Annotated in this window: 20 protein-coding genes and 3 pseudogenes; 12 read left to right on the top strand and 11 right to left on the bottom strand. The window is 67.9% G+C overall.

The features are described from left to right. Positions 1-35: 35 nt before the first annotated feature. The 4 genes from OG520_RS38370 (at position 36) to OG520_RS38385 (ending at position 2,435) form a co-directional block, all read left to right on the top strand. Positions 36-350, top strand: coding sequence for a group II intron maturase-specific domain-containing protein (locus OG520_RS38370; protein WP_406016210.1), 315 nt, complete (start codon positions 36-38; stop codon positions 348-350). Positions 351-790: 440 nt separating this feature from the next. After that, positions 791-1,219, top strand: coding sequence for a DUF6083 domain-containing protein (locus tag OG520_RS38375; protein WP_406016211.1), 429 nt, complete (start codon positions 791-793; stop codon positions 1,217-1,219). Positions 1,220-1,376: 157 nt separating this feature from the next. Next, positions 1,377-1,649 carry a DUF6225 family protein gene (locus OG520_RS38380; RefSeq protein ID WP_406016212.1) on the top strand — a complete coding sequence of 91 codons (273 nt, stop codon included), beginning with the start codon at positions 1,377-1,379 and terminating at the stop codon, positions 1,647-1,649. A 21-nt stretch (positions 1,650-1,670) separates the two neighbouring features. Beyond that, a complete protein-coding gene (locus OG520_RS38385; protein WP_406016213.1) occupies positions 1,671-2,435 on the top strand; it encodes a Tn3 family transposase in 765 nt (254 codons plus the stop codon). Here OG520_RS38385 and OG520_RS38390 read toward each other — a convergent pair. Then, positions 2,378-2,806: a hypothetical protein gene (locus tag OG520_RS38390; protein WP_406016214.1), complete on the bottom strand. Its 429-nt coding sequence runs from the start codon at positions 2,804-2,806 to the stop codon at positions 2,378-2,380. The two genes, OG520_RS38385 and OG520_RS38390, sit on opposite strands and share 58 nt — an antisense overlap. 54 nt (positions 2,807-2,860) lie before the next feature. Between OG520_RS38390 and OG520_RS38395 the strand changes: the two are divergent. Then, positions 2,861-3,019 (top strand): annotated as a pseudogene (locus OG520_RS38395) (transposase family protein); the annotation flags it as partial. On the opposite strand, the gene OG520_RS38400 reads toward OG520_RS38395, so the two are convergent. The 3 genes from OG520_RS38400 to OG520_RS38410 all read right to left on the bottom strand — a co-directional run bounded on the left by OG520_RS38400 (position 2,979) and on the right by OG520_RS38410 (position 6,484). Further along, positions 2,979-3,134: a hypothetical protein gene (locus tag OG520_RS38400; RefSeq protein ID WP_399337745.1), complete on the bottom strand. Its 156-nt coding sequence runs from the start codon at positions 3,132-3,134 to the stop codon at positions 2,979-2,981. The pseudogene OG520_RS38395 and the gene OG520_RS38400 sit on opposite strands and share 41 nt — an antisense overlap. A 384-nt stretch (positions 3,135-3,518) precedes the next feature. After that, positions 3,519-5,630 carry a HEAT repeat domain-containing protein gene (locus OG520_RS38405; protein ID WP_406016215.1) on the bottom strand — a complete coding sequence of 704 codons (2,112 nt, stop codon included), beginning with the start codon at positions 5,628-5,630 and terminating at the stop codon, positions 3,519-3,521. 233 nt (positions 5,631-5,863) lie between these two features. Continuing rightward, the gene (locus OG520_RS38410; RefSeq protein ID WP_406016216.1) at positions 5,864-6,484 is read right to left on the bottom strand and encodes an SRPBCC family protein; all 621 of its coding nucleotides are present in this window, start codon (positions 6,482-6,484) and stop codon (positions 5,864-5,866) included. Between the two features lie 245 nt (positions 6,485-6,729). Here OG520_RS38410 and OG520_RS38415 point away from each other — a divergent pair, with 245 nt between their 5' ends. The 3 genes from OG520_RS38415 (at position 6,730) to OG520_RS38425 (ending at position 9,678) form a co-directional block, all read left to right on the top strand. Further along, complete coding sequence (locus OG520_RS38415) at positions 6,730-7,383, top strand: TetR/AcrR family transcriptional regulator (protein ID WP_406016217.1); 654 nt, start codon at positions 6,730-6,732, stop codon at positions 7,381-7,383. A gap of 361 nt (positions 7,384-7,744) precedes the next feature. Then, positions 7,745-8,365, top strand: a complete 621-nt coding sequence (locus OG520_RS38420) for an ArsR/SmtB family transcription factor (RefSeq protein ID WP_406016218.1) — start codon at positions 7,745-7,747, stop codon at positions 8,363-8,365. Then, positions 8,362-9,678: an MFS transporter gene (locus OG520_RS38425; RefSeq protein WP_406016219.1), complete on the top strand. Its 1,317-nt coding sequence runs from the start codon at positions 8,362-8,364 to the stop codon at positions 9,676-9,678. The genes OG520_RS38420 and OG520_RS38425 overlap by 4 nt, the downstream gene beginning before the upstream one ends. A 507-nt stretch (positions 9,679-10,185) precedes the next feature. On the opposite strand, the gene OG520_RS38430 is transcribed toward OG520_RS38425, so the two are convergent. Genes OG520_RS38430 through OG520_RS38445 form a run of 4 tightly spaced genes read right to left on the bottom strand, consistent with a single transcriptional unit; the run spans position 10,186 to position 13,968 of the window. Then, a complete protein-coding gene (locus OG520_RS38430; protein WP_406016220.1) occupies positions 10,186-11,346 on the bottom strand; it encodes an alpha-hydroxy acid oxidase in 1,161 nt (386 codons plus the stop codon). Beyond that, positions 11,343-12,164, bottom strand: coding sequence for an amino acid ABC transporter ATP-binding protein (locus tag OG520_RS38435; RefSeq protein WP_406016221.1), 822 nt, complete (start codon positions 12,162-12,164; stop codon positions 11,343-11,345). The genes OG520_RS38430 and OG520_RS38435 overlap by 4 nt, the downstream gene beginning before the upstream one ends. After that, positions 12,161-13,108, bottom strand: coding sequence for an amino acid ABC transporter permease (locus OG520_RS38440; RefSeq protein WP_406016222.1), 948 nt, complete (start codon positions 13,106-13,108; stop codon positions 12,161-12,163). The genes OG520_RS38435 and OG520_RS38440 overlap by 4 nt, the downstream gene beginning before the upstream one ends. Further along, entirely contained in the window at positions 13,105-13,968 is an 864-nt protein-coding gene (locus tag OG520_RS38445; protein WP_406016223.1) for an ABC transporter substrate-binding protein, read from the bottom strand. The genes OG520_RS38440 and OG520_RS38445 overlap by 4 nt, the downstream gene beginning before the upstream one ends. 16 nt (positions 13,969-13,984) lie before the next feature. Between OG520_RS38445 and OG520_RS38450 the strand changes: the two genes are divergently transcribed. Continuing rightward, entirely contained in the window at positions 13,985-15,778 is a 1,794-nt protein-coding gene (locus tag OG520_RS38450) for a PucR family transcriptional regulator (protein WP_406016224.1), read from the top strand. 308 nt (positions 15,779-16,086) lie between these two features. Here the strand turns inward: OG520_RS38450 and OG520_RS38455 are convergent, their stop codons facing one another. Both OG520_RS38455 and OG520_RS38460 read right to left on the bottom strand, forming a co-directional pair. Then, complete coding sequence (locus OG520_RS38455) at positions 16,087-16,548, bottom strand: cupin domain-containing protein (RefSeq protein WP_406016225.1); 462 nt, start codon at positions 16,546-16,548, stop codon at positions 16,087-16,089. Positions 16,549-17,404: 856 nt separating this feature from the next. Beyond that, positions 17,405-17,744 (bottom strand): annotated as a pseudogene (locus OG520_RS38460) (MFS transporter); the annotation flags it as partial. Between the two features lie 860 nt (positions 17,745-18,604). Here OG520_RS38460 and OG520_RS38465 point away from each other — a divergent pair. Beyond that, entirely contained in the window at positions 18,605-20,218 is a 1,614-nt protein-coding gene (locus OG520_RS38465) for an FAD-dependent oxidoreductase (protein ID WP_406016226.1), read from the top strand. A gap of 55 nt (positions 20,219-20,273) precedes the next feature. Then, the gene (locus OG520_RS38470) at positions 20,274-21,545 is read left to right on the top strand and encodes a cytochrome P450 (protein WP_406016227.1); all 1,272 of its coding nucleotides are present in this window, start codon (positions 20,274-20,276) and stop codon (positions 21,543-21,545) included. 214 nt (positions 21,546-21,759) lie between these two features. Here the strand turns inward: OG520_RS38470 and OG520_RS38475 are convergent, their stop codons facing one another. Beyond that, entirely contained in the window at positions 21,760-22,125 is a 366-nt protein-coding gene (locus OG520_RS38475) for a S26 family signal peptidase (RefSeq protein WP_406016228.1), read from the bottom strand. A gap of 307 nt (positions 22,126-22,432) precedes the next feature. Between OG520_RS38475 and OG520_RS38480 the strand changes: the two are divergent. After that, positions 22,433-22,653: pseudogene (locus OG520_RS38480) on the top strand (transposase family protein); the annotation flags it as partial. Positions 22,654-22,946: the final 293 nt, after the last annotated feature.

The raw sequence follows: 22,946 nt of genomic DNA on the forward strand, positions 1-22,946 counted from the left end.
GGTACTACTTGCAACGCTGGCCTTCAGCCAGAGCGATGCGGGTACTGCGTGACAAGGTCCGCGCGGCGACCGCTCGCTCGAAAACTGAGCGGCCGGTATCCGCCGTGGTAGCCGATCTCAACCCTGTACTGCGGGGATGGGCTGCGTACTTCCGCAACGGAAACTCCGGAAGGAAGTTCAACGTGGTCGACGGTTACGTCCACGAGCGGCTGGCGATCTTCGCCAGCACGAAACACAGACTCGCGGGCAGGAATTGGGCCACCCGATTTACTTATGGGTGGATCACCCGGCTCGGCGTCTACCGTCTTACCGGAAACGTACGCAGGGCGACAGCGCATGCCAGTCGGTGAACGATGTCGGAAAGCCGTGTGCGGGAGAACTGCATGCACGGTTTGAAGCGGCGGGGACTGGAAACGGAGCGCCAGCAACCGCGCCAGTCCCCGACCCTACTGAGAGCCTGTCGCACTTCGCTCACTGGATCGGCGCCATCTGAAGACTGCTGCACCTTGTAGCAGTTGCGCTTCTTCCCAGGGCCCAGGCTCTATCTGTCCACGCCACACAGGCAGAAGGAGAGGGTGCTTCATGACCATCCCTGTGCTCGTCGAGGGCCAAGTCAGTATTGCCCGGCAGGACGGCGAAGCCCGCTGGCACTGCGGCGCTGTTACTCGCCGTTTCGCGCCGATGTGCGCCTCACAAGGCGCTCCACAACACAGTGATCCCGTTGTGCCCCGTCTGGTCCGGCTGGATTGCGCCCTACCCGCCCCGATGGCCCGTCCGGACCCTGAGAACCATGGGGGACACCGAAAGCACATCAGGTCCGGACAGTACCGACAACGCGTTCCACGCTCTCCTTGAAGGCGCTATCGCTCCACGACCGCCCGCCCCACCGGACTGCCCGTTCTGCGACCTGCCGCAGGACCGCTATTCCACCCACTACGAAGGCCACTGGGTTCTCCTTGAACCCCGCATCATCGTCCCCGCCCCTACCGTGCCCCCGCGCCGGCGCTGGATCATCACCCCGGACGGAGCCGCCATGAACCTGTGGGACGCCGAACCTCTCCCCGGTACCCAGTGCCGGATCGCGCACCGCACGGTCTGCCCCTACCTCCAGCCCGAAGACCCCTGGCCTTGGACCACCGCGCTACGACAGGAGAACGAACGACGGGCACAGCGCCTGTTCAACCTCCCTGAGGACCGGGGCCTCTCCGGCACCGGCTGACCACAGGGGCAGCCGGTGCTGTGTGGCGCGGCTGGGTTCGTTCACCTCCGGTGATGCGTTCCTCACCCCGGCCCCCTGTACCCCGGATCAGCGTTCTGGCCCGGGGTACAGCCGTGTCGTCGCCAGGACTCCGAGCCTGGTCCTGCATCCTGTGCCCATGGCCGACACCTTTGACCACGCCCCGCACGTATGGAACGCGGCACAGCTCCGCGAAGCCATCAAAGACCTGCCCGACGACACACCCATCCACATCGGTGTCGCCGAAGACCCCGGCGACTTCGACGGGTACCGGGAATCCGTCCTCGTTGACGCCCACCACGTCGAGAACTGGTGGCCGGCCACCTCCTCCACACCCGAGCGCGCCGAGACGGAGAACGCGATCACCTTGTTCGCCGACTGGACAGCCGGCGAGTACAGCATCCTCGACTGAGTCCCGCAGCAGGTCTCAGCCGTGCTGCGGGTGCTCAGGAACGCCGGCACCCGGGCGACGGACCAGGCGGGCGGCCGTGTCGGCGCAGATGAGGCGACGCAGACCGCCGGCGGGCTACGCGCGGAGCGGGCCGCCGCTCAGCGGCAGATCCGGGACCAAGCCCGCAAGCCGGAAGAGCACTTCGGGGACGGCTGCCAGGCGTTGGAGGAACTGCGTGAGCGCGCGGCGCGTGCCGAGGTGGAGTCCTTGCCGGCGCCAGCCGGGCTCGTGCCCTCAAGCGGCTGGTCGACGAGCGGGCCGGCCGACCAGGAGAAGGACGTGAAGTTCTCCGCGCTGGTGGTGACCTGTGTGATCTTCCACAACACCGTCGGCATCGCCCACGCGGTGCGCCGGATACAGGCCGAGGGCTGGAAGGCGGAGCCAGAGGAACTGGCCCAGGTCTCTCCACTACCTGACCGAGCACATCAAACGCTTCGGGGAGTACTCCACCCACGAACTCGCCGGCTCACTCCCGGCGCCGTGCCCGTCGAGATGACCGCCCGGGATGCCATCGAAGGGCTGCGCCTCGCCGACCGGGTCGATGCCAGCAGGCTCCCGTCACGGGAGAGGCGCTTCACGTTCGGCCTGGAGGTCGCCGCGGGCTACGGTCTGCGCCGGGACGACGCCGCGGTCCTGGTCCACCTCCTGGAGCTGGAAGACCTCGCTCCCGACGCGGGGTGCATCAGCCGTCACGGAAGGTCGGTGCGGCCCCACCAGGTCGGCCGCATCGGTACTCCGTCCGCATAGCGTTCCACCGGCGGCGTCGAGGGCGAAGGCGGCACCGCGTCCGCCGGATCCGGTTCAGCCTCCGGTGGGGCCGCCTCCGCCGACGGCGGGGCCGGTGCGGCGCTGTCGTCCAGCAGCTCCGCCACCGTGAACCGCGTGCTGAAGGACTGCCAGGCGCCGTCGATCACCAGAAGGAAGCCGTCGCCTTCCCGGAAGAGCCGACGGCGCTTCGGACTTCTGGGGTGCTCCGGCGTATGTCCCCGGGCACGCCGCTCCAACTCCTCCAGAGCCTCTTCGCGCGTACCCTCCACGTGCGTCAGCACGTACGCCTCCGCGTGCTTGCGCTCCCCGAGGCCCACGGTCGTCTCGATGACCAGTCCCCAAATCGCCATGCTCCTGCCCCTCCCGTTCGAATCAAGGAAAAGCCTAAAGCGTGTCGCAGAAGTCCGTGGTGCCCTCCGCTGGCGGACCCGGTGCTGCTGGTGGCCGTCTACCACCGGACGAACCTCACGATGCGGAAGCTCGCCCCGCTGTTCGGCTGCGCGTCGGCCACCGTATGCCGGGTCAGCCAGCGGCTGCCGCCACTCCTGGCGATCGGGCCAGCAGGTACACATGCGAGACGTCCGTGGGTTTGGCGAGCTCGAACCGGACCTGCATGCCGGCCAGTTGCAGTTCGTTGTCGGCACTGAGGACCGAGTGTTCGTGCAGGGCGAAGCCCACTCGGTCCGCTCATCTCGGTCCGTGCCTGCCACGTCTCACGATGGGCTGTGCCCCGCAGCTGTCGTACGGCACTGCGGGCATCAGCCAGAGCCTGCCGGTCTTCCTGGTGCTCGTCATGGTTACGCATACGCCCACCCACCAGATTGCCGTCATGCGCTGCCTCTTCTGCGGCTGCACCGCTGCACGGCCGCGCGGTCAACTACAGCGATTTCGGGGCGCGTTAGGACTCGTCAATTCGTCCTGGTCCCGGATGGAGTGACACGACCGATTCGGAGAGAGCCTGACTCAGCAGCAGGCACTGGGGGAACAGGGGTGGGCATTGCGTGCCCACCCCTCGTGTCGTCGGCTTCGAGGTCGGTAGGCCTGGTTGGGGTGGGGGATCGGTCAGGTGAGGCGGGCCATGATGGTGCGGCAGGTGTTCTGCAGTTCTTCGTCGCAGGTGATGCTTTTGAAGCGGCCGCCGCGGCGGGGCAGTGAGAGTTCCGCTCGGATGCGGGGGAGAGCTGGTGCGGCGGCCGAGCCCATGCGGTTCAGGCAGGCCAGGACGTGGTTCGAAGTCGCGTCGTTCTTGTCCCAGGCGGCCAGCAGCGCCTGCATGACGCGGGGGACCTCGGCTTCGCCGCCTATCTCCCACAGCGCGGCCGCGGCGTGGACGCGGGTCCACGGGTCGTCGACGGCCACCGACTTGCGAAGGCGCGGCAGCGCGCTCGCGGCGGGCGGGCCGATCCGGCCGAGCGCGTCGGTCGCCACATTGTGCCGGTAGCTGTCGAGCAGGTCGTTCAGCCGCGGCACGGCATTCTCCGGGTCGCGTTCGAGCTCCCACAGAGCGGCCGTGGCGGCCGCTCGGAGACCGAGGTCGTCCGCTTCGGCCAGGGGGCGGACCGTTTCCACGGCGGATGCGGCAGCGGTGCCGAAGGAGGCGAGGCTCTCCAGGGCCAAGGCAGCGGTGCGCCACTGCTCGTGGCGGACTGCGGCGGTGACCGCGCCGGTGATCGCGGGCACGGCCGCCGGATCGCCGAGTTCGGCGAGAGCGGACACCAGGGCACCGGCGCTCATCTGGGGCCATTCCTCGGAGAAGTCGATGCGGGCGAGGTGCTGGGACAGCCTCGGTACGAGTTCACCGGCGGCTGGGCCGAGACGGCCGGCGACCTGCACGGCACGCCAGGCGTCGGTATCACCATCCAAGGCAGTCAGCAGGTCGGGCAGGGCGCGTGGATCGCCGAGGCGTGCCAGGGCCATGACGGCTTCCTGGTGGGCACGGCGCAGCAGCGGTCTCGGCGTCGCCCACACGTCCGGCCCGTGCATGGTGCGTTGTGCGGCGACGTGGGAGGCGAGGGCTTCGCGGGCGGGGTCGGAGACAGGAGTCAGGGATCCGAGACTCTCGGCCGCCGCAGTGGCGGTGTAGGGGTCCTCCGGCAGCAGGCAGTTGTTCGCGAGGAGCATGACGAGGCCGGTGTGATCACCGCGCCAGGTGCTGATCAGGTCCCGGGCCATGCGGATCGCGTCGTAGCGGGTGGCGGGGTCCGGGCTGCACAACTGCTCGGCGAGCAGAGCGGCGCGTTCGGGTACCCGGGCGTCGAGCACCGTGTGGAAGGTGCGCAGCAGGGACGTGGTCGGCGCATGGACACGGTTGTGCCGGTCGAGGTCGTCGAATGCGGCGGCTATCTGCGGCGGGACGTCCTGAGCTGTTGCGGGCTCGGCGGCAGGAGCGCACGCGCACCCGCCGGAACCGGACTGGCATTCGGCGTCGCCGGTCCCGCTCTTGGGTGCGGGGGTGATCTCACGGAGCAGGTCGATCGCGGTCGGTACGACATCGTCTCCGATGTCCTGCGGGGCGCAGCGGGCCCGGTGGACGAGCGCGGCGAGCCGGATGTCAGCGCTCGCCGCAGTGTCGCCGGCCAAGGTGTCGAGCCAGGCGGTGGCGGCCGTCCGCGCGGTCGGCAGCCGGAGCGCCAGGTCGGCCATCGTCCGGATGACCAGCAGCCGTTCCAGGATCCCGCTCGTGGCAAGCAGCCGGCCGCGCAGGATCTCCACCGCGCGGTCGCCGTCGTCGAGGAACAGGCCCAGGCCCTCGATCGCCGCCCGCCGCACCAGCGGATCCGGGTCCGCTGCGTAGCGGACGAAGTCGTCGGCGTGTTCCCGCATCACCGCCGCGCTGTCCGCGTAGGAAGCCGACTCGGTGCCGTCCGGGCCGAAGTAGATGCCGTCGCAGCGGCTCACGGCTTCGCGTCCGATGCTGAGCAGCAGCCCGATGACCGACACACGGCCAGGAGCCACAGGGTCGTCCGCCATGGCGAACAGGAACGGCAGGCTCGCAGTGGTGCACGTATACACGTCCCCCTGATGATGGGCCGCGCTGTAAAAGCCGCTGAACGCCTTCTCCCGGATATCGGGGTCGGCCGAGCCCATCTCCCTCAGCCACACCGGAACATCGATGGCCGGGCCGTACGCATGGCTCATCGACGACCAGTCGATACTGTCAAGTCGGTTGATCATGAACAGCACTATGACGGGGCAGCACTGACACCGACTCACCGGGTTGTGCAGACAGGCTGTCAAACGGCCGTGCCTCGGGCGAAGCTGCACGCGGTTCAACGGCGGGACGCACTTCCCGGGTGTCGAGCCGCCGGGTGAAGCCGCCGCGGGGGTCGAGGACTTCCTCGCGTCGAAGTGAAACCCGGCAGGCCTCCCGGGGCATGGGCCCGGGAGGCCCGCAGTTCTTCACCCATTCAGTTCCGCCGGTCGTCGGTGCGGGCCTCGGCGGCGGTCTTCAGTTCGTGCAGCCATGCTTCGAGGCCCTGGCGGAGGATCTCCGTCGCGGTGGGCACATCCGCGTCGACCTGGGCACCGGTGTGGGTTTCCTCGGTGCTCACGCGGACGCCGCCCTCAACCGCGCTGAAGTTCCATACATGGACACCGTCGATGCGCAGTCCCTCACCGATCGCGGGGCCGGTCCAGCGGATGCAGGAGTTGGGCCTGAGCTGCTCGACGGTCGAGGTGATCTCCAGCTCGGTCGCCGGCGTCGCGGGGTTGGGGGGTATCGGGGTCATCCACCGGAACGCCGAGCCCTTCCGGAAGGGGCCGTGATCGAGGCGTTCCGCGGTCTTGACGGAGGTCTGCCAGGACGGCCAGCGCGCCACGTCCGTCTGCAGTTTCCAGACGGTACGGAACGGCGCATGGATCAAGGCCTCGGTCCTGTGGCGGACACGCGCGTCGGGATCGACACCTTCCCCGTGGCAGGTGAGGGACGTGCCGGGGTGGCGGTGGGCGGCTCCGGCGGGTGCGGCAGCGGTGCTGAGGACGGCGAGGGCGAGCGGGACGGTGAACAGGACGGTGCGGATGCCGGGCATGGTGTTCCCCTTGTCGGTTGCCAGGCGGGAGCTGTCTGTCGAGTGCGCCCTGACTGCCGGGCGGATGTTTGTCGTCGGACGGGGCGGCGAACGGGACGGCCGCACTGCACACCCCGAACGAGCTAGAAGCTTGCGCGTTCGTTAGAAGTTATAACTAGCGATGTGATGGAGGGTCAAGGTCTTGCGTGATAGCTTCTAACGAAACCTTGAAGATGTAGCAGAGGGAACAGGGAGGGTGGCGGGCTGTGGGGGAGTCGGATCCGAAGACGCCGCGAGAGCGGTACCGTGCCCAGGTCCGCGCGGAGATCAAGGAACACGCCTGGGGGCAGATCGCCGCGGCGGGAGTGCCCGCGCTCTCCCTCAACGCGGTCGCCAAACAGATGGGCGTGAGCGGCCCCGCGCTCTACCGCTACTTCGCCGGCCGCGACGAGCTGATCACCGAGCTCATCCGGGACGCGTACCAAAGTCTCGCCGACACCTTCCGTGCGGCCTTCGCCGCCGGCGCCGACGTGACCGGCCTGGCGCACGCCCTGCGCGGCTGGGCCGTGGAGGACCCCCAGCGCTACTTCCTCATCTACGGCACCCCCGTGCCCGGCTACCACGCCCCCGAGGACACCACCAGGATCTCTTCCCAGATCATGGCCACCCTGCTCGATGCCTGTGCGGCCCTCGTCCCGGACGGCCCCGTGACACCGTTCGGTGCCCACCTGGAAGAACACCGGGACTGGGCCGACGGCCACCCCGCCCCGCCCGCGGCCCTTCGCCGGGCCCTGACCTTCTGGACCCGGCTGCACGGCGTCCTGTCCCTGGAACTCGCCGGTCACTTCACGGGAATGGGCCTCGATCCCGCCCTGCTCTTCGCAGCCGAACTCGATGACCTGCTCTCGCAGCGGGCTTGACGTCACCAGCTCGCGCCGCGCGCAGCTGCGACTCATGGATCACGCCACGAGAAGCGCAGACAGCCGCTCGGCCGGGGATTCCCGGCCGAGCGGTGTCCGTGGCCGGCTGTTGAGTTCGGCGGCGACGGCGTCCGGGTACTCGCGGCCATGCCGGGAGAAGTCGGTGCCGCGGGGGAGTACTGGTCGTAGGTGAGGAGACGGCGTCTGCGGGCTGGGATGGCTCAGGTGTCGCCGAGGGTGCTTGCGTCGTGGAACGTTGTCGGCGTGGGCGCAGCCTCGCAGGGACGTGCATCTCGGGGCTGCGTGACGCTGCAGATCTGAGAGTTGACTCTCACAAATTGTGAGAGGATGCTCTCACGTCATGAACTCCAGTAACCGCATGGGCGATATCGAGATCACTGATCCGCAAGCGATGCGGGCGTTGGCGCATCCGGTGCGGCTGGCGATCCTCGACCTTCTGCACCGGAACGGACCGGCCACCGCGACCGAGCTCGCACCGGATGTGGGAGCCACGCCGTCGGTGACCAGCTGGCATCTGCGCCACCTGGCGACCTTCGGGCTGGTCCGTGACAGCGAGCCCGGACCGGACCGCCGACGTCGGCGTTGGGAGGCAGTGGCACGCGGCTTCCGGTTCGAGGAGTCGCAGGACCCGACGGACGAAGAGGGCCGGTCGGCCGCGCGCGAACTCTCGCGGCAGATGTTCCTGCGCTACGCAGACCTCCCGAGCCGCTGGGCTGCCGAGGTCGAGCCCGGACTCGATCCGGCATGGCGCAGGCAGGCCGGTCTGGCCCATACCCGTGTCATGGTCTCCGCTGAGGAACTCGCCGCCATCCAGGACGAGATCGAGCGCGTTCTCGCGCCGTACGTCACCCGGGACCCGGCCGACCGGCCCGCCGACAGCCGTGGCGTCCGGCTGATGCGCTACGTCCTGCCGGAAGGTGGCGGGGAACAGAGTGAGAAGCAGACGGGGCATACATCGTGAACGGCCTGGACCGGTCCCCTGCGATATCGCTGTGGCGCGATCGGCGGTTCGCCCGCTTCTGGGCCGGCAATTCGGTTTCACAGTTCGGTGACCGGATCACCGAGCTGGCCCTGCCCCTGATCGCCATCAGCGCGCTGAACGCTTCGGCCAACCAGGTGGCATGGCTGACCGCGCTCATCTGGACCCCCAACCTGCTCGCGATCTTCCTGGGGGCCTGGGTCGATCACCAGGCACGCAAACGCCGTCTGATGATCCTCGCCGACCTCCTGCGCGCCGCAGTGCTGCTGAGCCTGCCGGCGGCCTACATGCTGGGGGCGGTGACGCTCACGCACCTGTATGCCGTGGCGTTGCTGACGGGCGCCGCCGGGGTGCTGTTCAACACCGCCTATCCGCCGTTCTTCGTACAACTCGTACCGCGCGCTTCCTATGTCGATGCGAACAGCAAGCTCAGCGCCAGCCGTTCGGCTTCCTATGTCGCCGGCCCTGCGATCGGCGGCGCTCTGGTCCAGGCGCTCACCGCACCCGTCGCCATCGTCGTGGATGCCCTGACCTTCCTGGCGTCAGCGGTCATGATCGGCCGGGTCTCGGTCGAGGAACAGCCGGCAGCCGCCACCGGCACAGCCGCAGCCTCACTGCTGCGGCGTGCCAGGGAGGGCCTGGCGTTCGTCGTCCGTCACCCGGTACTGCGGGCCGGTCTCGGTTGCGCGGCCACCGTCAACTTCTTCACCTTCGTCGCGGGCAGTGGGCTGATCGTGCTGTTCGCCAGTCGGAGCCTCGGACTGTCCGCGGGAGTGATCGGCATCGCGCTCGGGGCCGGCGCGACCGGTGCCCTGCTCGGTGCGGTGTCCGCTCCCGCGATCTCGCGACGGTTCGGTGTGGGACGCAGCATCGTCGTGGGCGCCGTGCTGTTCCCTGCGCCGATCGCCATCGCCGCCGCCGCGAATGGCCCTCTCTGGCTCCGCGCAGGGGCGTTGGCCGCGACCGAGTTCCTCTCCGGCTTCGGCGTCATGCTGTTCGACGTCAACCTCAACTCCCTCCAGGCCGCCGTGATCCCCGATCGCATGCGCAGTCGTGTCGCGGGTGCGTACAGCACGATCAATTACGGCATACGCCCCGTCGGTGCCATCGTCGGCGGCTTGCTCGCCACTCTCAACGGCCTGAGGTCGACCCTCCTCATTGCCGCTACCGGAGGAGCCCTGTCATTACTCTGGCTACTGCCTTCACCGATACCCCGCATACGCTCCCTGGCCCCGAACAACACTGCGGACACGGTGGACGACGCGGATGACGACAATCGACCAGTACCTCGTTGACCGCCGGTCATGGGCCTGCCCGGATTCGGGCCGAGGAGGGCGATCTGGACGACTTGGAACGCTGGGCGCGGGTGCTCTCACTGGAGTCTTGGGTGAGTCCTGGGGCGGAGAGCCGCAATTGGTGTCCTTCGCCCCCGACCCGTGGGGCGGACTGATTGCCATGAACACATGGACCTGAACGGCGATCCCGGCAACGAAAGCGGCCGCGCCGCGTGCCACGACCGTCGCTGTTGCCCGGCCTGCCTATTCAGCGCATGCCGAGTGCGTCGAGGCCCGCCCGCTGTTCCGCGCTGAGTCTGTCGGCTCGTTTGCGGACGTTGTCGAGCCAGATGCCGTGCCTGCTCGCCCTCCCCAGTCGGCTTCAAACCCGGGACGTTCTCCAGGAGCCACTGCTGCGCGGGCACCGGCCCTTCCGTCCGAACCGCTGCGCGCTCACCCACCGTCCGGGGTCGTCGCCCTGCACGATCGCCTCGCCCGCGGTCATGGGTACGGTCCCGCGGTCCCGGATCAGGCTCCGGACGAGGCGGAAGCGCAGCTGCTGGGCGCCAGGGCCGAGGCGTTCAGGTTGTTCAGGGTGGTGTTGCCGGTGAAGGCGAGGGCTGTGGCCGTCTCGTCGCGCAGGATGTCGAGCACAGCGGCGACGCCGGCTTCGCCGGAGTGGACCAGTCCGTAGACGGCCGGCCGGCCGATCAGGCCGGCGGTCGCGCCGAGGGCCCGCATCTTGACAAGGTCACTGCCGCGCCGGATGCCGCTGTCGACCAACACTTCGGCCCGGCCGTCGACGGCCTGCGCGATCTCGGCGAGTGCGCTGACCGTCGAGGGCTGTGCGTCGAACTGTCGGCCGCCGTGGTTGGAGACGAAGATCGCGTCCGCGCCGGCGTCGACTGCCCGGCGTGCGTCCTGTGCGTTCATCACACCCTTGACGGCGAGTTTTCCTCGCCAGCGCTTGCGGATCCGTATCACGTCGTCCCAGGTCACTGCGTCATTGTCGGCGTGCATGAACTCGCCCATTTCGCGCAGGTTCATCGCCCGGCCGTCGATGCTCTGATCTCCGAACGTGATCTTGGGGCCGAACAGGAAGTTGGCGACCCACCGCGGCTTCGTCGCGGCGTTCAGCACACTGCGCGGCGAGGGGCGCGCCTGCATCGTGAAGCCGTTGTGGAGGTCGCGTTCGCGCTTGCTGGACACGGCGACGTCGCCGGCGAGGACGAGGACCGGGATGTCGGCCTCCTCGGCGCGGTCGAGATGCTTGTCGACCAGCCGCTGGTCCGGCCAGATCGCGGCCTGGCACCAGACGGAGCCCGGAGCTGCGGCCGCCACCTTCTTCAGCGGCGTGCCGGACCAGGCGCTGTGCACGAAGACGGTTCCCGCGTTACGGGCCGCTCGCGCGAGCGCGATGTCGGCGGCGCGGTGGAAAAGCGACAGCAGGCCCATCGGTGAGATCAGTACCGGCGTCCGCAGGGTCTGTCCCAGGACGGTCGTGCTGAGGTCGATGCCGGAGACATCGCTCATGATGGACTGTCGCAGGTGCAGCGCGGCGAGGTCGGTGATGTGGCTCCGCAGCGTGATCTCGTCGAGTGCGCCGCCCTCGAGGTAGTCGAAGACGATCCGCGGCAGGCGGCGCCGGGCGACGCGGCGGAAGTCGTTGACGTTGACGGGTGCGCTCATGATGTGGTGATCCTGTCGTCGGAACCGATGGGTGTGGTGGTGTCCTGGGCGGTCAGGGATGCCTTGAAGTGGCTCATAAAGGTGGTGACCAGCGGATGTGCCGAGGTCAGCCATTCCTGAGGGCGGGCATCGTAGGCGACCGTGCCGCTGTCCATGAGCACGATGCGGTCGGAGACGTCGAGGGCGAACCGCACCTCGTGGGTGACGATCACCATCGTCATACCGCTGTCGGCGAGCTGACGGATCACGCGGAGGACTTCGCCGACCAGGTGGGGGTCGAGGGCCGAGGTGGGCTCGTCGAAGAGCATGAGCTTGGGGTGCATGGCCATGGCTCGGGCGATCGCTACGCGCTGTTGCTGCCCGCCGGAGAGTTGGCGGGGGTAGGAGTCCGCGTGCTCGGAGAGGCCGACCTGCGCGAGTAGGTCCCGTGCTTCCTTCTCGACTTCGGCGCGTGGCCTTCCGAGGACTTTGCGCGGGCCGAGGGTCACGTTGTCCAGGGCGGTCAGGTGGCCGAAGAGGTTGAAGTGCTGGAACACCATGCCGATGTCCCGACGCTGACGGCACAGGGCCGACTCCTTGACCTCGTGCAGGTGGTTGCCTCGCCGGTCGTAGCCGACGAGTTGACCGTCGACGCTGATGGTTCCGGCGTCCACCGGTTCGAGATGATTCACACAGCGCATCAGGGTCGATTTGCCCGCTCCGGAGGAGCCCAGGACGCTGACGACCTCGCCGCGCTGGACGTCGAGTGAGGCACCGCGCAGGACGGCGGCCGGGCCGTAGTTCTTCTTGACGTTCCGTATCTCGATCATGGCTGTCATGACTTACCGTCCGAGGTGAGGTTGGCGGCGGACCGCAAGGAGGTGAGGTGGTTCGCGGCGCGTGTGGTCCATGGCTGCGGCCGGACCCGGAGCACGACCTGTAGGCGGCGTTCCAGGTAGGTCTGCGCGAGGGAGGCGACGGTCGACAGGGCCAGGTACCAGATGCTGGCGACGATGAGCAGCTCGATGACCAGGTAGTTGACCCCGTATATCTGCTGGGATGCGGTGAGTAGTTCGCGGGCGGCGATGACGCTGACGAGCGAGGTGTTCTTGAGCATGTTGATCAGTTCGTTGCCGGTCGGCGGAACGATCGTGCGGAGGGCCTGCGGGAGGATCACGTAGCGCATGGCCTGGCCGCCGGTCATGCCGATGGTGGCTGCCGCCTCGCTCTGTCCTTGTTCGACGGAGATGAGGCCGCCTCGCACGATCTCGGCCATGTACGCGGCCTCGTTGAGGCCGAGCGCGATGATGGCCGCGGCCACCGGCGTGATGAGTGAGTTGGTCGCGACGCTGAAGCCGATCGAGGTGAACGGAATGTGCAGTGCGACGGCGGGGAAGATCAGAGCGAGGTTGTACCAGAAGATGATCTGGATGAGCACCGGTGTCCCGCGGAAGATCCACAGGTAGAGTCCGCTGATCATCTTGAGGACGGGGTTGCTCGACCTTCGCATGACGGCGAGGATGATGCCGCCGACGGTGCCCATGCCCTGTGCCACAAGCGTGAGCAGGATGGTGAGGCCGATGCCGTCGATGACGGATCGGGCGGTCAGATAGGAACCGACCTCGTTCCATTGGAGGTTGGGTGAGCTTGCGAAGGCCCACACGATCGCGGTGCCGGCCGCCAGGGCGAGGAGCGCCGAGACCCAGCGCCAGGGGTGGCGTCGTGCGATGGTGCGCAGCTCGTCCTGATGGGTGTTCAGTTCCGTGAGGGTGGAGTCGATCACTGCTTGCCTCCGTCGATGGTGGCTCTGGTGATCAGGGTGCTGCCGGTGATCCCGTACTTCGCGCAGATCTTGACGTAGGTGCTGTCGGCGATGAGGGAGTCGAGTGCCTTGGCGATTGCCTGAGCCAGTGCCGGATTGTTCTTGTTGACCGCGAAGCCGTAGAGGAACTCCGGCGAGATGTTGTCGAGGACTTCGGCGTAGTGCCGGGGTTGGCTGCCGGCCAGGTGCTGTGCCACGACGCGGTCGACCAGGGCGACGTCCACACGCCCGCTCCGGATCGCCACCGTGGCTTCCCTGTCGGTGGGAAAGACCTGAGCGGAGACCGCCTCGCTGCCGTCCTTCACACACGTCGCCGAGATGGTCTTCGCCACGGCTACGGTTGCCGAGCCGTTCGCGACGCCGACCGTCTTGCCGCACAACGCGGAGGACTGCGGGAACTGAGACTTGTCAGTGGCCCGCACGATGCCGGCGATGCCGCCCTTGAGCATGTCGACGAAGATGACCTGCTTCCGACGCTCGGGGAAATCGCCGAACGACGACGCCAGCATGTCGTGGCGGCCGGCGTTCAACGCGGGGATCAGGCCGTCCCAGGAAGCGTTGGAGAAGCTTGCCTTGAGCCCGAGACGCGCTGCCACTGCTGTGGCCAGGTCGATATCGATGCCCGAGAGGGTCGCCCCGTCCGGTGCGTAGAACTCCATCGGCACAAACGGCACGTTGGTGCCGACGCGCAGCACCCCGGCCTGTTTGACCAAGCTCGACGCGGCGCCGCTCGCGGCCGTCGGCGGCTTGCTCGCGTCATAGCCGCACGCCGTGAGGAGGGTGGCTGACGTCGCGACGAGGACGGCGGCGACGTACCGCAAGGAGACAGGCGTCATCGTGGGCTCCTACGCCAGGGGGATTGTGGTCGCCAACCCCGGTCGAAGCGGGCGGCGTGGGATCAGCGTAGGAGGGCAAACCAGCCACCGGTACGGAGCGATCTACAAAGGATTCGGCTTCCTGCTGATAAAATCTCCAAACATGGCAAGCGGAACCCCGGACCTGACCGTGCCAGCCGTCGGTGGTTTCCAACCGGCGTCTCTCTCGGAAGTGCTCGTGAACGTCGGAGCGGACCTGTGGCTGGTGCACCAGGATGACGACCCGCTGGTGCAGTCGATCGTGCTTCGCGAACCGGCCGACGATGACAAGTTCATCCCGCGGGACGCGGTGCTCCTCGCAGTCGGCTTTCCCGCGCAGGGGCCCGCCTTCACCGAGCTACTGGTCCGAGCCGGCGAGGCACGGGCCGCCGCATTGATCGCAAAGCCCGCCACGATCGATCCCGATTCCCTGCGCGCGCTGGGCGAACTGCACAAGGTCAACACTGTGCTGGCGCGCCAGTCCAGCGATTGGCTGCAGCTGGCGACGCTCCTCAGGACCAGTGTGTCCATCTCCGCGGCCGACGGTGTCGCGGGGGCGCGGCTTGGCGACCTGTTCACCTTCGCCAACGCTGTGGCCACCATGGCCGGTGGCGCCACCAGCATCGTCGACCCTGCGGGCCGGGTGCTCGGCTTCTCCAACCTCGCCGATCAGCCCGTCGACGAGCAGCGCCGCAAGGCCACCCTCCTGATGAGCGAGGTCGATTCACCCTCGACCGACCCCGACTGCCGCCTCATCTACGCCAGCACCGGGTGTGTCTTCGTCCCCGGCGACGCCGAGACCTACGGACGTGTCGCCGCCGCCGTCCGCAGCGACGGCGAAGTGCTCGGCACCATCTGGGTCATCGTGACCGACCCGCAGCAATGCCACCACGCCATACGAGCCCTGGAGGAGCTGCTGGACGCCGCTTCCCTCCACCTCCACCACGCCCGCTCCTACGTCGACGTCAAACGGCGGCGAGAAGCCGACCTGCTCTCCCACCTCCTACGCGACCCTCAGCAGGCATCCGCGTGCGCATTCGCGTTGGAAATCGCCGACAAGCAGTGGTACCGCCTTGCCACACTCACCTCGACCAATCCGCCCCCACACACCACTGAAGTCGCCTCTCACCGGCTCATCCAACGTGTCTCGACCTGGCTGCACCTCATCCAGCCGAACGCGATCCTGGCGGAAGTCGACTCCCATCTCGTCATGCTCTTCAGCGGCCGGCACAGCCAGGAGTGGACGACCCTCCAACACAACCTCGACGACTTCCTCCGCCGCGTCGAGCTCACCGCACCGTCACTGTCAGTTGTGGTGGGCCGTGAACTCCACGACACCCACGAGCTCAGCAACGACTACACCTACCTGCGCACCCTGGTCCGGTTGACCGCACGCGGGCTCGTGACCCACCGTCCCAGCGGTGCCGTCGTGCTCATGGACGAGCACCTTCCCCAGCTCGACCTGGCCATGATCGCCGACTGGCACCGCTCGACGAGTCAACTGCGTGTCCCAGTCCTCGAACGGATGAGGGAGATGGACCGCGAACGCGGCTCCGCGTACCTCGAAACCCTCAAGACTTACATCGAAAGCAACAAGAACATTCCCGCTACAGCGGCCGCCCTGAACGTCCACGTGAACTCGGTCCGTTACCGCATCGACAAGCTACAGACGATCTTCGATCTCGACCTCAATGACATCGACGTCTTCGCCTGGCTCCTCCTGCAATTTCGCTTCGCCGAATTCACCGCGCATACAGACCGCCCCCGCGCGGGCTAAGGGCTGTCACGTAATCCCTGGTGGGTCAGCGTGCGGCGTCGGATGCGGTGCATCGCAAGGCGGAGGGACGCCCGAATACTGGGTGTATTCGGGCGTCCCGACAACGCGGCGAGGTGCCGTAGCTGTCGTCGCACGCCCGCCAGGGATGAAGGGACGGCTGGCCCGCACGGTCATTCTTCGTTGACACAAACGTCGTCTGTCAGTCTTCGGTGGCAATCGGGCGGGGTCCGATGGCGCGGGACAGTGGCTGTCCTGTGTGGTCGGAGCTTGATCATTGACAACGAAGACTGACCTTGCCGATTCGATCCCTACGGCGTCGACCGGCTCGACTGGGTGTCTGTCTCTTTGAGCTGATACAGCTCGGGCACGGAGACCTTGATCGGCTCTTGGGTGGTCCGAGCGATCACGACGACTGCGGGCTCATTCGGGTCGGGGTTCTCCTCTCGGTGCGGGACGTACGGGGGGACGAGGAAGAAGTCGCCTGGGCCGGCGGCGAGCCGTACCTCCTGTGTGCCGTCGTGGTAGACGAATACGGGGTGACCGCTGACCACGTAGATACCAGCCTCCGAATCGCCGTGATGGTGGTTGTCCGTCGAGCTCAGCGGCGGGTTCTCCACCAGGCCCATCCAGAGCTTCTTCGAGCCGACTGTGCCTCCGCTGATAGCGGCGTAACCGTCCAGTTCGCCTGATGCAACGTGGTGGACGCGGTTGTTGATCGGCGCGCGGTCACCAGAGTCTGGTGCGGGCCCGGCGCCTTCATGGGTAGTCATTGTGCAGCCTTTCGGTTTCGATTGCCTTGACCGGAACCAGACTGCAACTCCCTTACTGAAGCGTGCAATTACTCTTGCTGTTCCGGCAAAGTGCACACGTCCGGCACATGGGAATCCGATCAGCCAACCCGGTGGTGGTCTCACCTCGAAGCCGATGCCACCACCGGGCACAATCGCTCGTCGCATCATCGAGAGGCGCCCTGGGAAGCGTTCGTCGCCGCCACCGGGGCGCCGGTACGTCAGTGGGTGCTCCGTCCGGCCAGCGCCTGCGGCTGCTCCGTCTGTTGCGTCTCGGTGCTCCGCATCCTGGAGCGCGCCCACGCACAACGAACCTCGAACCGCAGAAGTAGGCGTCCGTCGCACCAGAACCGGACGGGGCAGCGGTGGTCAGGAGATCCCGGCTGTGGTACAGGCCGCGCGGATCTGTTCGTAGGCGGCCTGGACGTGGGTGTCCTGCGGTGTCTGGAGGGCGAGGGTGGTGGCGAGTGTACGGACGGCGGGGATGTCGAGCAGCAGTACGGTGGGGGCGCGGTTGAGGCGGTCGACGAAGTCGTCGGAGGTCCGGGGCTGGTGGCAGTCGTCGCCCGCTTCCCGGAGGGGCTCGCCGAGCCCGGCGGCGTCCGGCTCTCCGTCCCGGGCACGCTGCAGGGCGACATGGACTTGCCACAGGCGTCGGTCCCCACGCGGGCACCGCTCGGAGGAACACCGTGTCGGTGGTGTTCCTGGGGCCGGTGGCGAGCGAGCCGGCGGGGGCCTGGGGAGGGTGGTGGCGAGGTTGTTGATGGTGTCTGCCGCGGCCCGGTACGGAGCGGCTGGAGAAGGAGCTGTCCACGGTCGCGAAGGCCGCCATCGGCCGCGCCGACCAAACCCCGATGGCGCGGGCGCGTTCACGGCGGTCCGTGAAGGTGTGGATGACGATCGACATGCCGACCGGAGTGAGCATGGAACCGCCGATGTCCTGCACCCTGCGAACGGCGACGAGCATCGCCAGACTCGATGCCAGGGAGCACAGCGCAGAGCCGGCGGTGAATACGACCAGTCCGACCATGAAACACGTGCCGGCGTCCTATCCGGTCCGCAAGGGAGCCGGCCAGGATATAGAGCGAGGCCGGCACCAGGGTGTAGGCGTCGATGGTCCACGGCAGGCTGGACAGCGGTGCTGCCAGGTCTCTCTGTACCGTCGGCAATGCGATACTCGCCGGCCAGACGTTCTGCTTCTACTCCCGCGACCTGACCCCTGTGCACTACGACAGAGCGGAGCTTCACCTTCGTTCCCGCCTCCATGACAGAAGGCCTCGGACCGTCGACAGCAGCGCTCCAACTGACCGACGTCACCTCCACCATGGATCTCGACCTGGTCTGGCGCGACGATCAGGCGACGCCTGCCGTGCGGGCCTTCCCGGCTGTTCGCGCTCCAGCTGCGGGAAGGGGCAGATTGGGCATGACGGACGGCCTCGACGCGGGGATCGGTGCCTCGCCCGAGGGGATTGCCGGGCCGGCTCGACCACTGCGATGCCCGGTGGTGCCGCGGTCGCAGCGCCCCTGCTCCACATCTCCCCAACGGCCGTGGTCGCCCTGGCCGCCCCTTCGGTCGCGTTGACCGTCGGCGCCTTTGCGGTGGGGCGGTCGCCCAGGCCCGCATCGCGGCCGAGCACATGGCCGAGCACATCACGGGTGCCAGCACGTGGGCGTGCCGTCCGCCGCCGCACCGGGCCCCGGTGGAATTCACAGGGCGTGTGAGACAGAAGTCCGTTGACAAGACGTGAGACATGGCAAGAAGCCACTGGTCAGTGGCCTGTCGCATGACACGGAGCGCGAGAACGTACACGATTTGTGTGCAGGGTCCGCGATCTGATGCGCATTGTCGGCGGTCGACGCGTACTGGATGCGCACATTCGGGTTTCGGTGCGCAACGACTACGGAACGTGACTCCTGGTCTGCGGCGGGATGCGGTCTCGGGTGTGCCGTGATCCACTGAAAGAGCAGACGTGATGACGTCCGTACAAGGGCGTGGGACGAAACAGCCGACCCGTAGGGTGTCGGAAGGGGCGTCCACATGAAGATCGTTGTGGATCTTACGCGGTGCCAGGGATACGCCCAGTGTGCTTTTGCCGCTCCGGATGTCTTCGCAATACGTGGGGACGAGGCGCTGCTGTACGACCCGGATCCGGACCACGCGCAGCGGGAGAAGATCGCGCGAGCAGCGGCGGCCTGCCCGGTCCAGGCCATCTTCCTCGACCGTGAGGACCTCGGGCACCGGCTGCCCGTGCCCGAGGCGCAGGTGGCCGCCCCACGCCCTGAGGAGACGTGCAGGCGGACCGGCAGAATCGTCATTGTCGGGGCGTCTCTGGCTGGTCTGCGGGCTGGACTGGTGCTGCGCCGGGATGGCTTCACTGGCTCGCTGACCATGATCGGGGACGAGCCTGATCCCCCATATGACCGGCCGCCGCTGTCCAAGCAGGCCCTCGTGGGGCAGGTTGATGCCCGTCGGACCGCACTTCCCCGCCGTGAGGAGTTCGACGCACACTGGCGGTTGGGGGTCGCGGCCACGGAGCTTGACCTGGGCGGCAAGCAGGTGGTTCTGGCCGACGGCGAGAGGGTGGGGTTCGACCGGTTGCTCATAGCCACCGGGGTGCGGGCCCGCCCGTGGCCGAATGAGGCAGAGGCCGGGCTCGACGGATTGTTCGTGCTGCGCACCCAGGCCGACGCGGAAGGGCTGCGGCGGCGGCTGGAAGCACGACCCGGCCGGGTACTGGTCATCGGTGGCGGCTTCACGGGCTGTGAGGTCGCCTCCGCCTGCCGCGAGCTGGATGTGCCGGTGACGGTCACGGAGCGGGGCCTGACCCCGCTGGTTGGGGCGCTGGGCGCGGTGATCGGCGGCGTCGCGGCGCAGATGCTGCGTGACCACGGGGTCGACCTGCGGTGCGGGGTTCAGGTCGAGGCGCTGGAAGGCGATGGGGCCGGGCGGCTGCGGCAGGCCCGGCTGTCTGACGGCAGCGTCCTGGACGTCGATGTGGTGGTGGCCGCGCTCGGCAGCGTCCGCAACGTCGAATGGCTGGAAGGCTCGGGACTGGCGGCAGGTGTGTGGGGTGTGGCGTGCGATGCGGGTTGCCGCGCTGTCGACGTCAACGGCGTCGTCACCGACGATGTGTTCGTCGCGGGCGACGTGGCTCGCTGCCCGCACCCCGTCTACGACTACCAGTACCTCTCCCTGGAGCACTGGGGCAACGCCGTCGCCCAGGCCCAGATCGCCGCACACAACATGATCAGTGCCGAGGGCGAACGATGGCCGCACCTGGCACTGCCGGAGTTCTGGTCGACTCAGTTCGGCACCGAGATCAAGTCGGTCGGCGTTCCGACCTATGCCGACCAGCTCGTCATCGCCCAGGGATCGGTGGCCCAGCGCAGGTTCGTCGCCGTCTACGGCTACCACGGGCGCATCACCGCCGCAGTCGCCTTCAATCATTCCAAGTGGCTGGAGTTCTACGCGGGGTTGATCGACCGGGCGACGCCCTTCCCACCGTCCTTCCGCCTCACCGACCAGCCCACCGACGCATGGCCGGTCGCGGCCGAGGTTCCGGACCGGCCCACCCCTCATGCCACCGTCGTGGTGACCGGTCACGGACCGAGCGAGCGGCGGGCCACCCTGGTCCGCAGAACGTACCTGTGACCCATGCCCGAGCCGCTACACGTCCGGACCTCCGAGTTGCGGGAGATGCCCCCCCATGACCCAGACCAGCACCTGGCAGCAGATCCTCGACCACTCGCACCGCGCCGACCCGTACCCGCTCTACGCCGAACTGCGCAAGACACCCGTGGCACGGATGGAGGACGGGAGCTATGTCGTGAGCACCTACCGGGAGATCGTCGCCCTGCTACACGACCCACGGCTCAGCTCGGACATGCGAAACCTCCCCGAGCTGGCCGCTGACACGTCGGCCCAAGCGGCCGAAGAGGGTACTCCCACACTCCCGCCCACCTTCATCCAGACCGACCCTCCCGAGCACGACCGGCTCCGGCGTCTGCTGACGCGGAACTTCGGCCCGCCCCACCGTCCAGATCGCATCGACAGCATGATTCCCCACCTGTTCGAGATCGTGACCAACGAGATCGACGGCTTCGCGGGGAAGGATCGGTCGGGCACGACCCGGGTCGACATCGTCGACGACTTCGCCTACCCCTTCCCGGTCACGGTGATCTGCCAACTGCTGGGAGTGCCGCGTGAGGACGAAGCACGATTTCAGGCACTGTCCGACGCGGTCGTCCGGGCCACCGACCCGACCACCGGAGGGATCGCGGAGCGGCAGCGCCGGCGCGCGAAGGCCATCGCCGACCTCGGCCAGTACTTCGCCGAGCTCCTCGGCGCCCGCCATGACCAACGCGGCGACGACCTGCTCTCCGGACTCCTCAGTGGCGACGGCGACGAGGCGCCGATGTCACCCGAAGAGATACTGAGCAATGCGGCTCTGTTGCTCGTCGCCGGCCATGAGACGACCGTCAACCTCATCACCAACGGCATGCTCACCCTCCTGCGGCACCCCGAGGTGCTGGACCGGCTACGCCGCCGGGACGAACCCGATCTGGCCGCCCGGGTGGTCGAGGAACTCCTGCGTTACGAACCACCGGTGCAGTTCCTGTCCAACAACCGGAACACCCTGGACGACATCGAGATCGCCGGCACCACCATCCCCAAGGGCTCACCGGTCACCCTCGTGCTGGCCGCCGGCAGCCGCGACCCCGACTTCGTCCCGGACCCCGACCGCTTCGACCCCGATCGCGAGCACAACGAGCACCTCGGCTTCGGCGGAGGCGTCCATTACTGCTTCGGTGCCCCGTTGGCCCGTCCCGAGACGCAGATCGCCCTCGCCGAGCTGACATACCGGCTCAAGAACCCCCGACTCGTCGCCGATCCGCCGCCCTACCGCGCGAGCCCCGGTCTGCGCGGGCCCCGCCACCTTCTGGTCGAGATCGACGGCATCAACCCCGCCCACCCATGACCGCGCACCGCACCCACCTGCGTACACCCCGCCGCACGTCGACTCCTGGTCCTCACGATCAACGCGTACTGGCAGCACCCACCGACCGTGACCACCGACAGTGAGCCTTTTCCGACCTCAGCTCGTGCAGCCCGGGGGAGGGTGAGGCAGGCCGGGACGAGGCTGGAGATGCAGCTGATCCAGTGCCGCACCAGGCAACGTTTGCCCTGTCGGTTCAGGAGGAGTCGTTGGAGTCGGCCGCTGGCGTCTTGCCCACGGCTCCCGACCGGGTGACGCCGTCGACTGCCACACAGATACCAAAGACACGATCGTGGCTGGTCCAGCCGTTGACGCGGCCACGGTTATTGCTGATCTGCACCCGCTTTCCGGGGAGGTCCACAGACGACACCAAGTGCAAGTAGACCGTCCCGGCGACACGGGCGAGGACGATGTCCCCGACCTCCAACTTCGACGGATCGACCGGAGCAACGACCACTGGCTGCCGACTGCGTATCAGCGGGACCATCGAGGAGCCGCTGGGCCGGAACGTCACGGTGGCCCCGCCGGCAACCCTGCCTGCCACTGCATCCAATACGCCCATCCGATGATCGTGGCAGATTCCTCTGCGTCACCCCACCGATTTACTCCTCCGCACTCCACCAGCGAGGCGAATGTCGCCTGATACGGCACTAGCATCTGCGCGCAGGTGGGTAGTTGAGGTGGGCGGTGTCTGGAAAGAAGCTTCCGGTAGACGGATTCAGGACCCAGATCGCCTGTTCTACCAGGACCTTCGTCGTGCTTGTCCATCCCTCCGGCGCCGATGTGTCCACCGCGAGCCTGCGCTACCTGTCGGCCTGCCTGCGGACCAGCCGCCGGGAGCGCGGCACCCGATGGTGCCGGCTGCCCGCGCCGGTGGCACCGTCCGCCTTCCCCACTGGGGACGCCGGGGAAGCCGTCCGCAGGTCAGCAAGCCGTCAACCGCTCACACGCCAAGATCCGCGCGCTCGTCGAGCAGGCCATGGCCACCCTCAAGACCTGGCGGATCCTGCGCAAGTTGCGATGCTCCGCCATCCGCATCACCGAGATCGTCCAAGCTGTCCTCACCCTGTACCTGACCTGCTCGAACTGAGGTTGAAAAAGACTCACGGCTGGGCCGGTACGAACTGGCCCCACCCGTGCCGCTGCGCGCTACCCACCGCCCGAGGCCGTCGCCCTGGACGACCACCTTCCCGGCCGCCATGGGTACGGTTCCGCCGCCCTGGACGTGGGCCTGGACGAGTCGGAAATACCGGTGCCACCCTGCAACCCAGGCTGGGCACCATCCCGGATCGATCTCTTCCAGCGCTGCGCGCCGCGCCTCCGTCGGGGCACCCGCGCTGGTTTCGACGGGAAGGCCGGCCTCACGCCGCTGCGCGATCTGAT

The sequence above is a fragment of the Streptomyces sp. NBC_00984 genome (assembly GCF_045162475.1).
GTDB lineage: Bacteria > Actinomycetota > Actinomycetes > Streptomycetales > Streptomycetaceae > Streptomyces.

Excerpts from the sequence above, each read along its gene's own strand:
- OG520_RS38370 (WP_406016210.1), top strand. The coding sequence starts at position 36 with ATGCGGGTACTGCGTGACAAGGTCCGCGCGGCGACCGCTCGCTCGAAA.
- OG520_RS38465 (WP_406016226.1), top strand. The coding sequence starts at position 18,605 with ATGAAGATCGTTGTGGATCTTACGCGGTGCCAGGGATACGCCCAGTGT.
- OG520_RS38470 (WP_406016227.1), top strand. The coding sequence starts at position 20,274 with ATGACCCAGACCAGCACCTGGCAGCAGATCCTCGACCACTCGCACCGC.
- OG520_RS38375 (WP_406016211.1), top strand. The coding sequence starts at position 791 with ATGGGGGACACCGAAAGCACATCAGGTCCGGACAGTACCGACAACGCG.
- OG520_RS38430 (WP_406016220.1), bottom strand. The coding sequence starts at position 11,346 with ATGAGCGCACCCGTCAACGTCAACGACTTCCGCCGCGTCGCCCGGCGC.
- OG520_RS38405 (WP_406016215.1), bottom strand. The coding sequence starts at position 5,630 with ATGATCAACCGACTTGACAGTATCGACTGGTCGTCGATGAGCCATGCG.
- OG520_RS38435 (WP_406016221.1), bottom strand. The coding sequence starts at position 12,164 with ATGACAGCCATGATCGAGATACGGAACGTCAAGAAGAACTACGGCCCG.
- OG520_RS38380 (WP_406016212.1), top strand. The coding sequence starts at position 1,377 with ATGGCCGACACCTTTGACCACGCCCCGCACGTATGGAACGCGGCACAG.
- OG520_RS38455 (WP_406016225.1), bottom strand. The coding sequence starts at position 16,548 with ATGACTACCCATGAAGGCGCCGGGCCCGCACCAGACTCTGGTGACCGC.
- OG520_RS38410 (WP_406016216.1), bottom strand. The coding sequence starts at position 6,484 with ATGCCCGGCATCCGCACCGTCCTGTTCACCGTCCCGCTCGCCCTCGCC.
- OG520_RS38475 (WP_406016228.1), bottom strand. The coding sequence starts at position 22,125 with ATGGGCGTATTGGATGCAGTGGCAGGCAGGGTTGCCGGCGGGGCCACC.
- OG520_RS38390 (WP_406016214.1), bottom strand. The coding sequence starts at position 2,806 with ATGGCGATTTGGGGACTGGTCATCGAGACGACCGTGGGCCTCGGGGAG.
- OG520_RS38420 (WP_406016218.1), top strand. The coding sequence starts at position 7,745 with ATGAACTCCAGTAACCGCATGGGCGATATCGAGATCACTGATCCGCAA.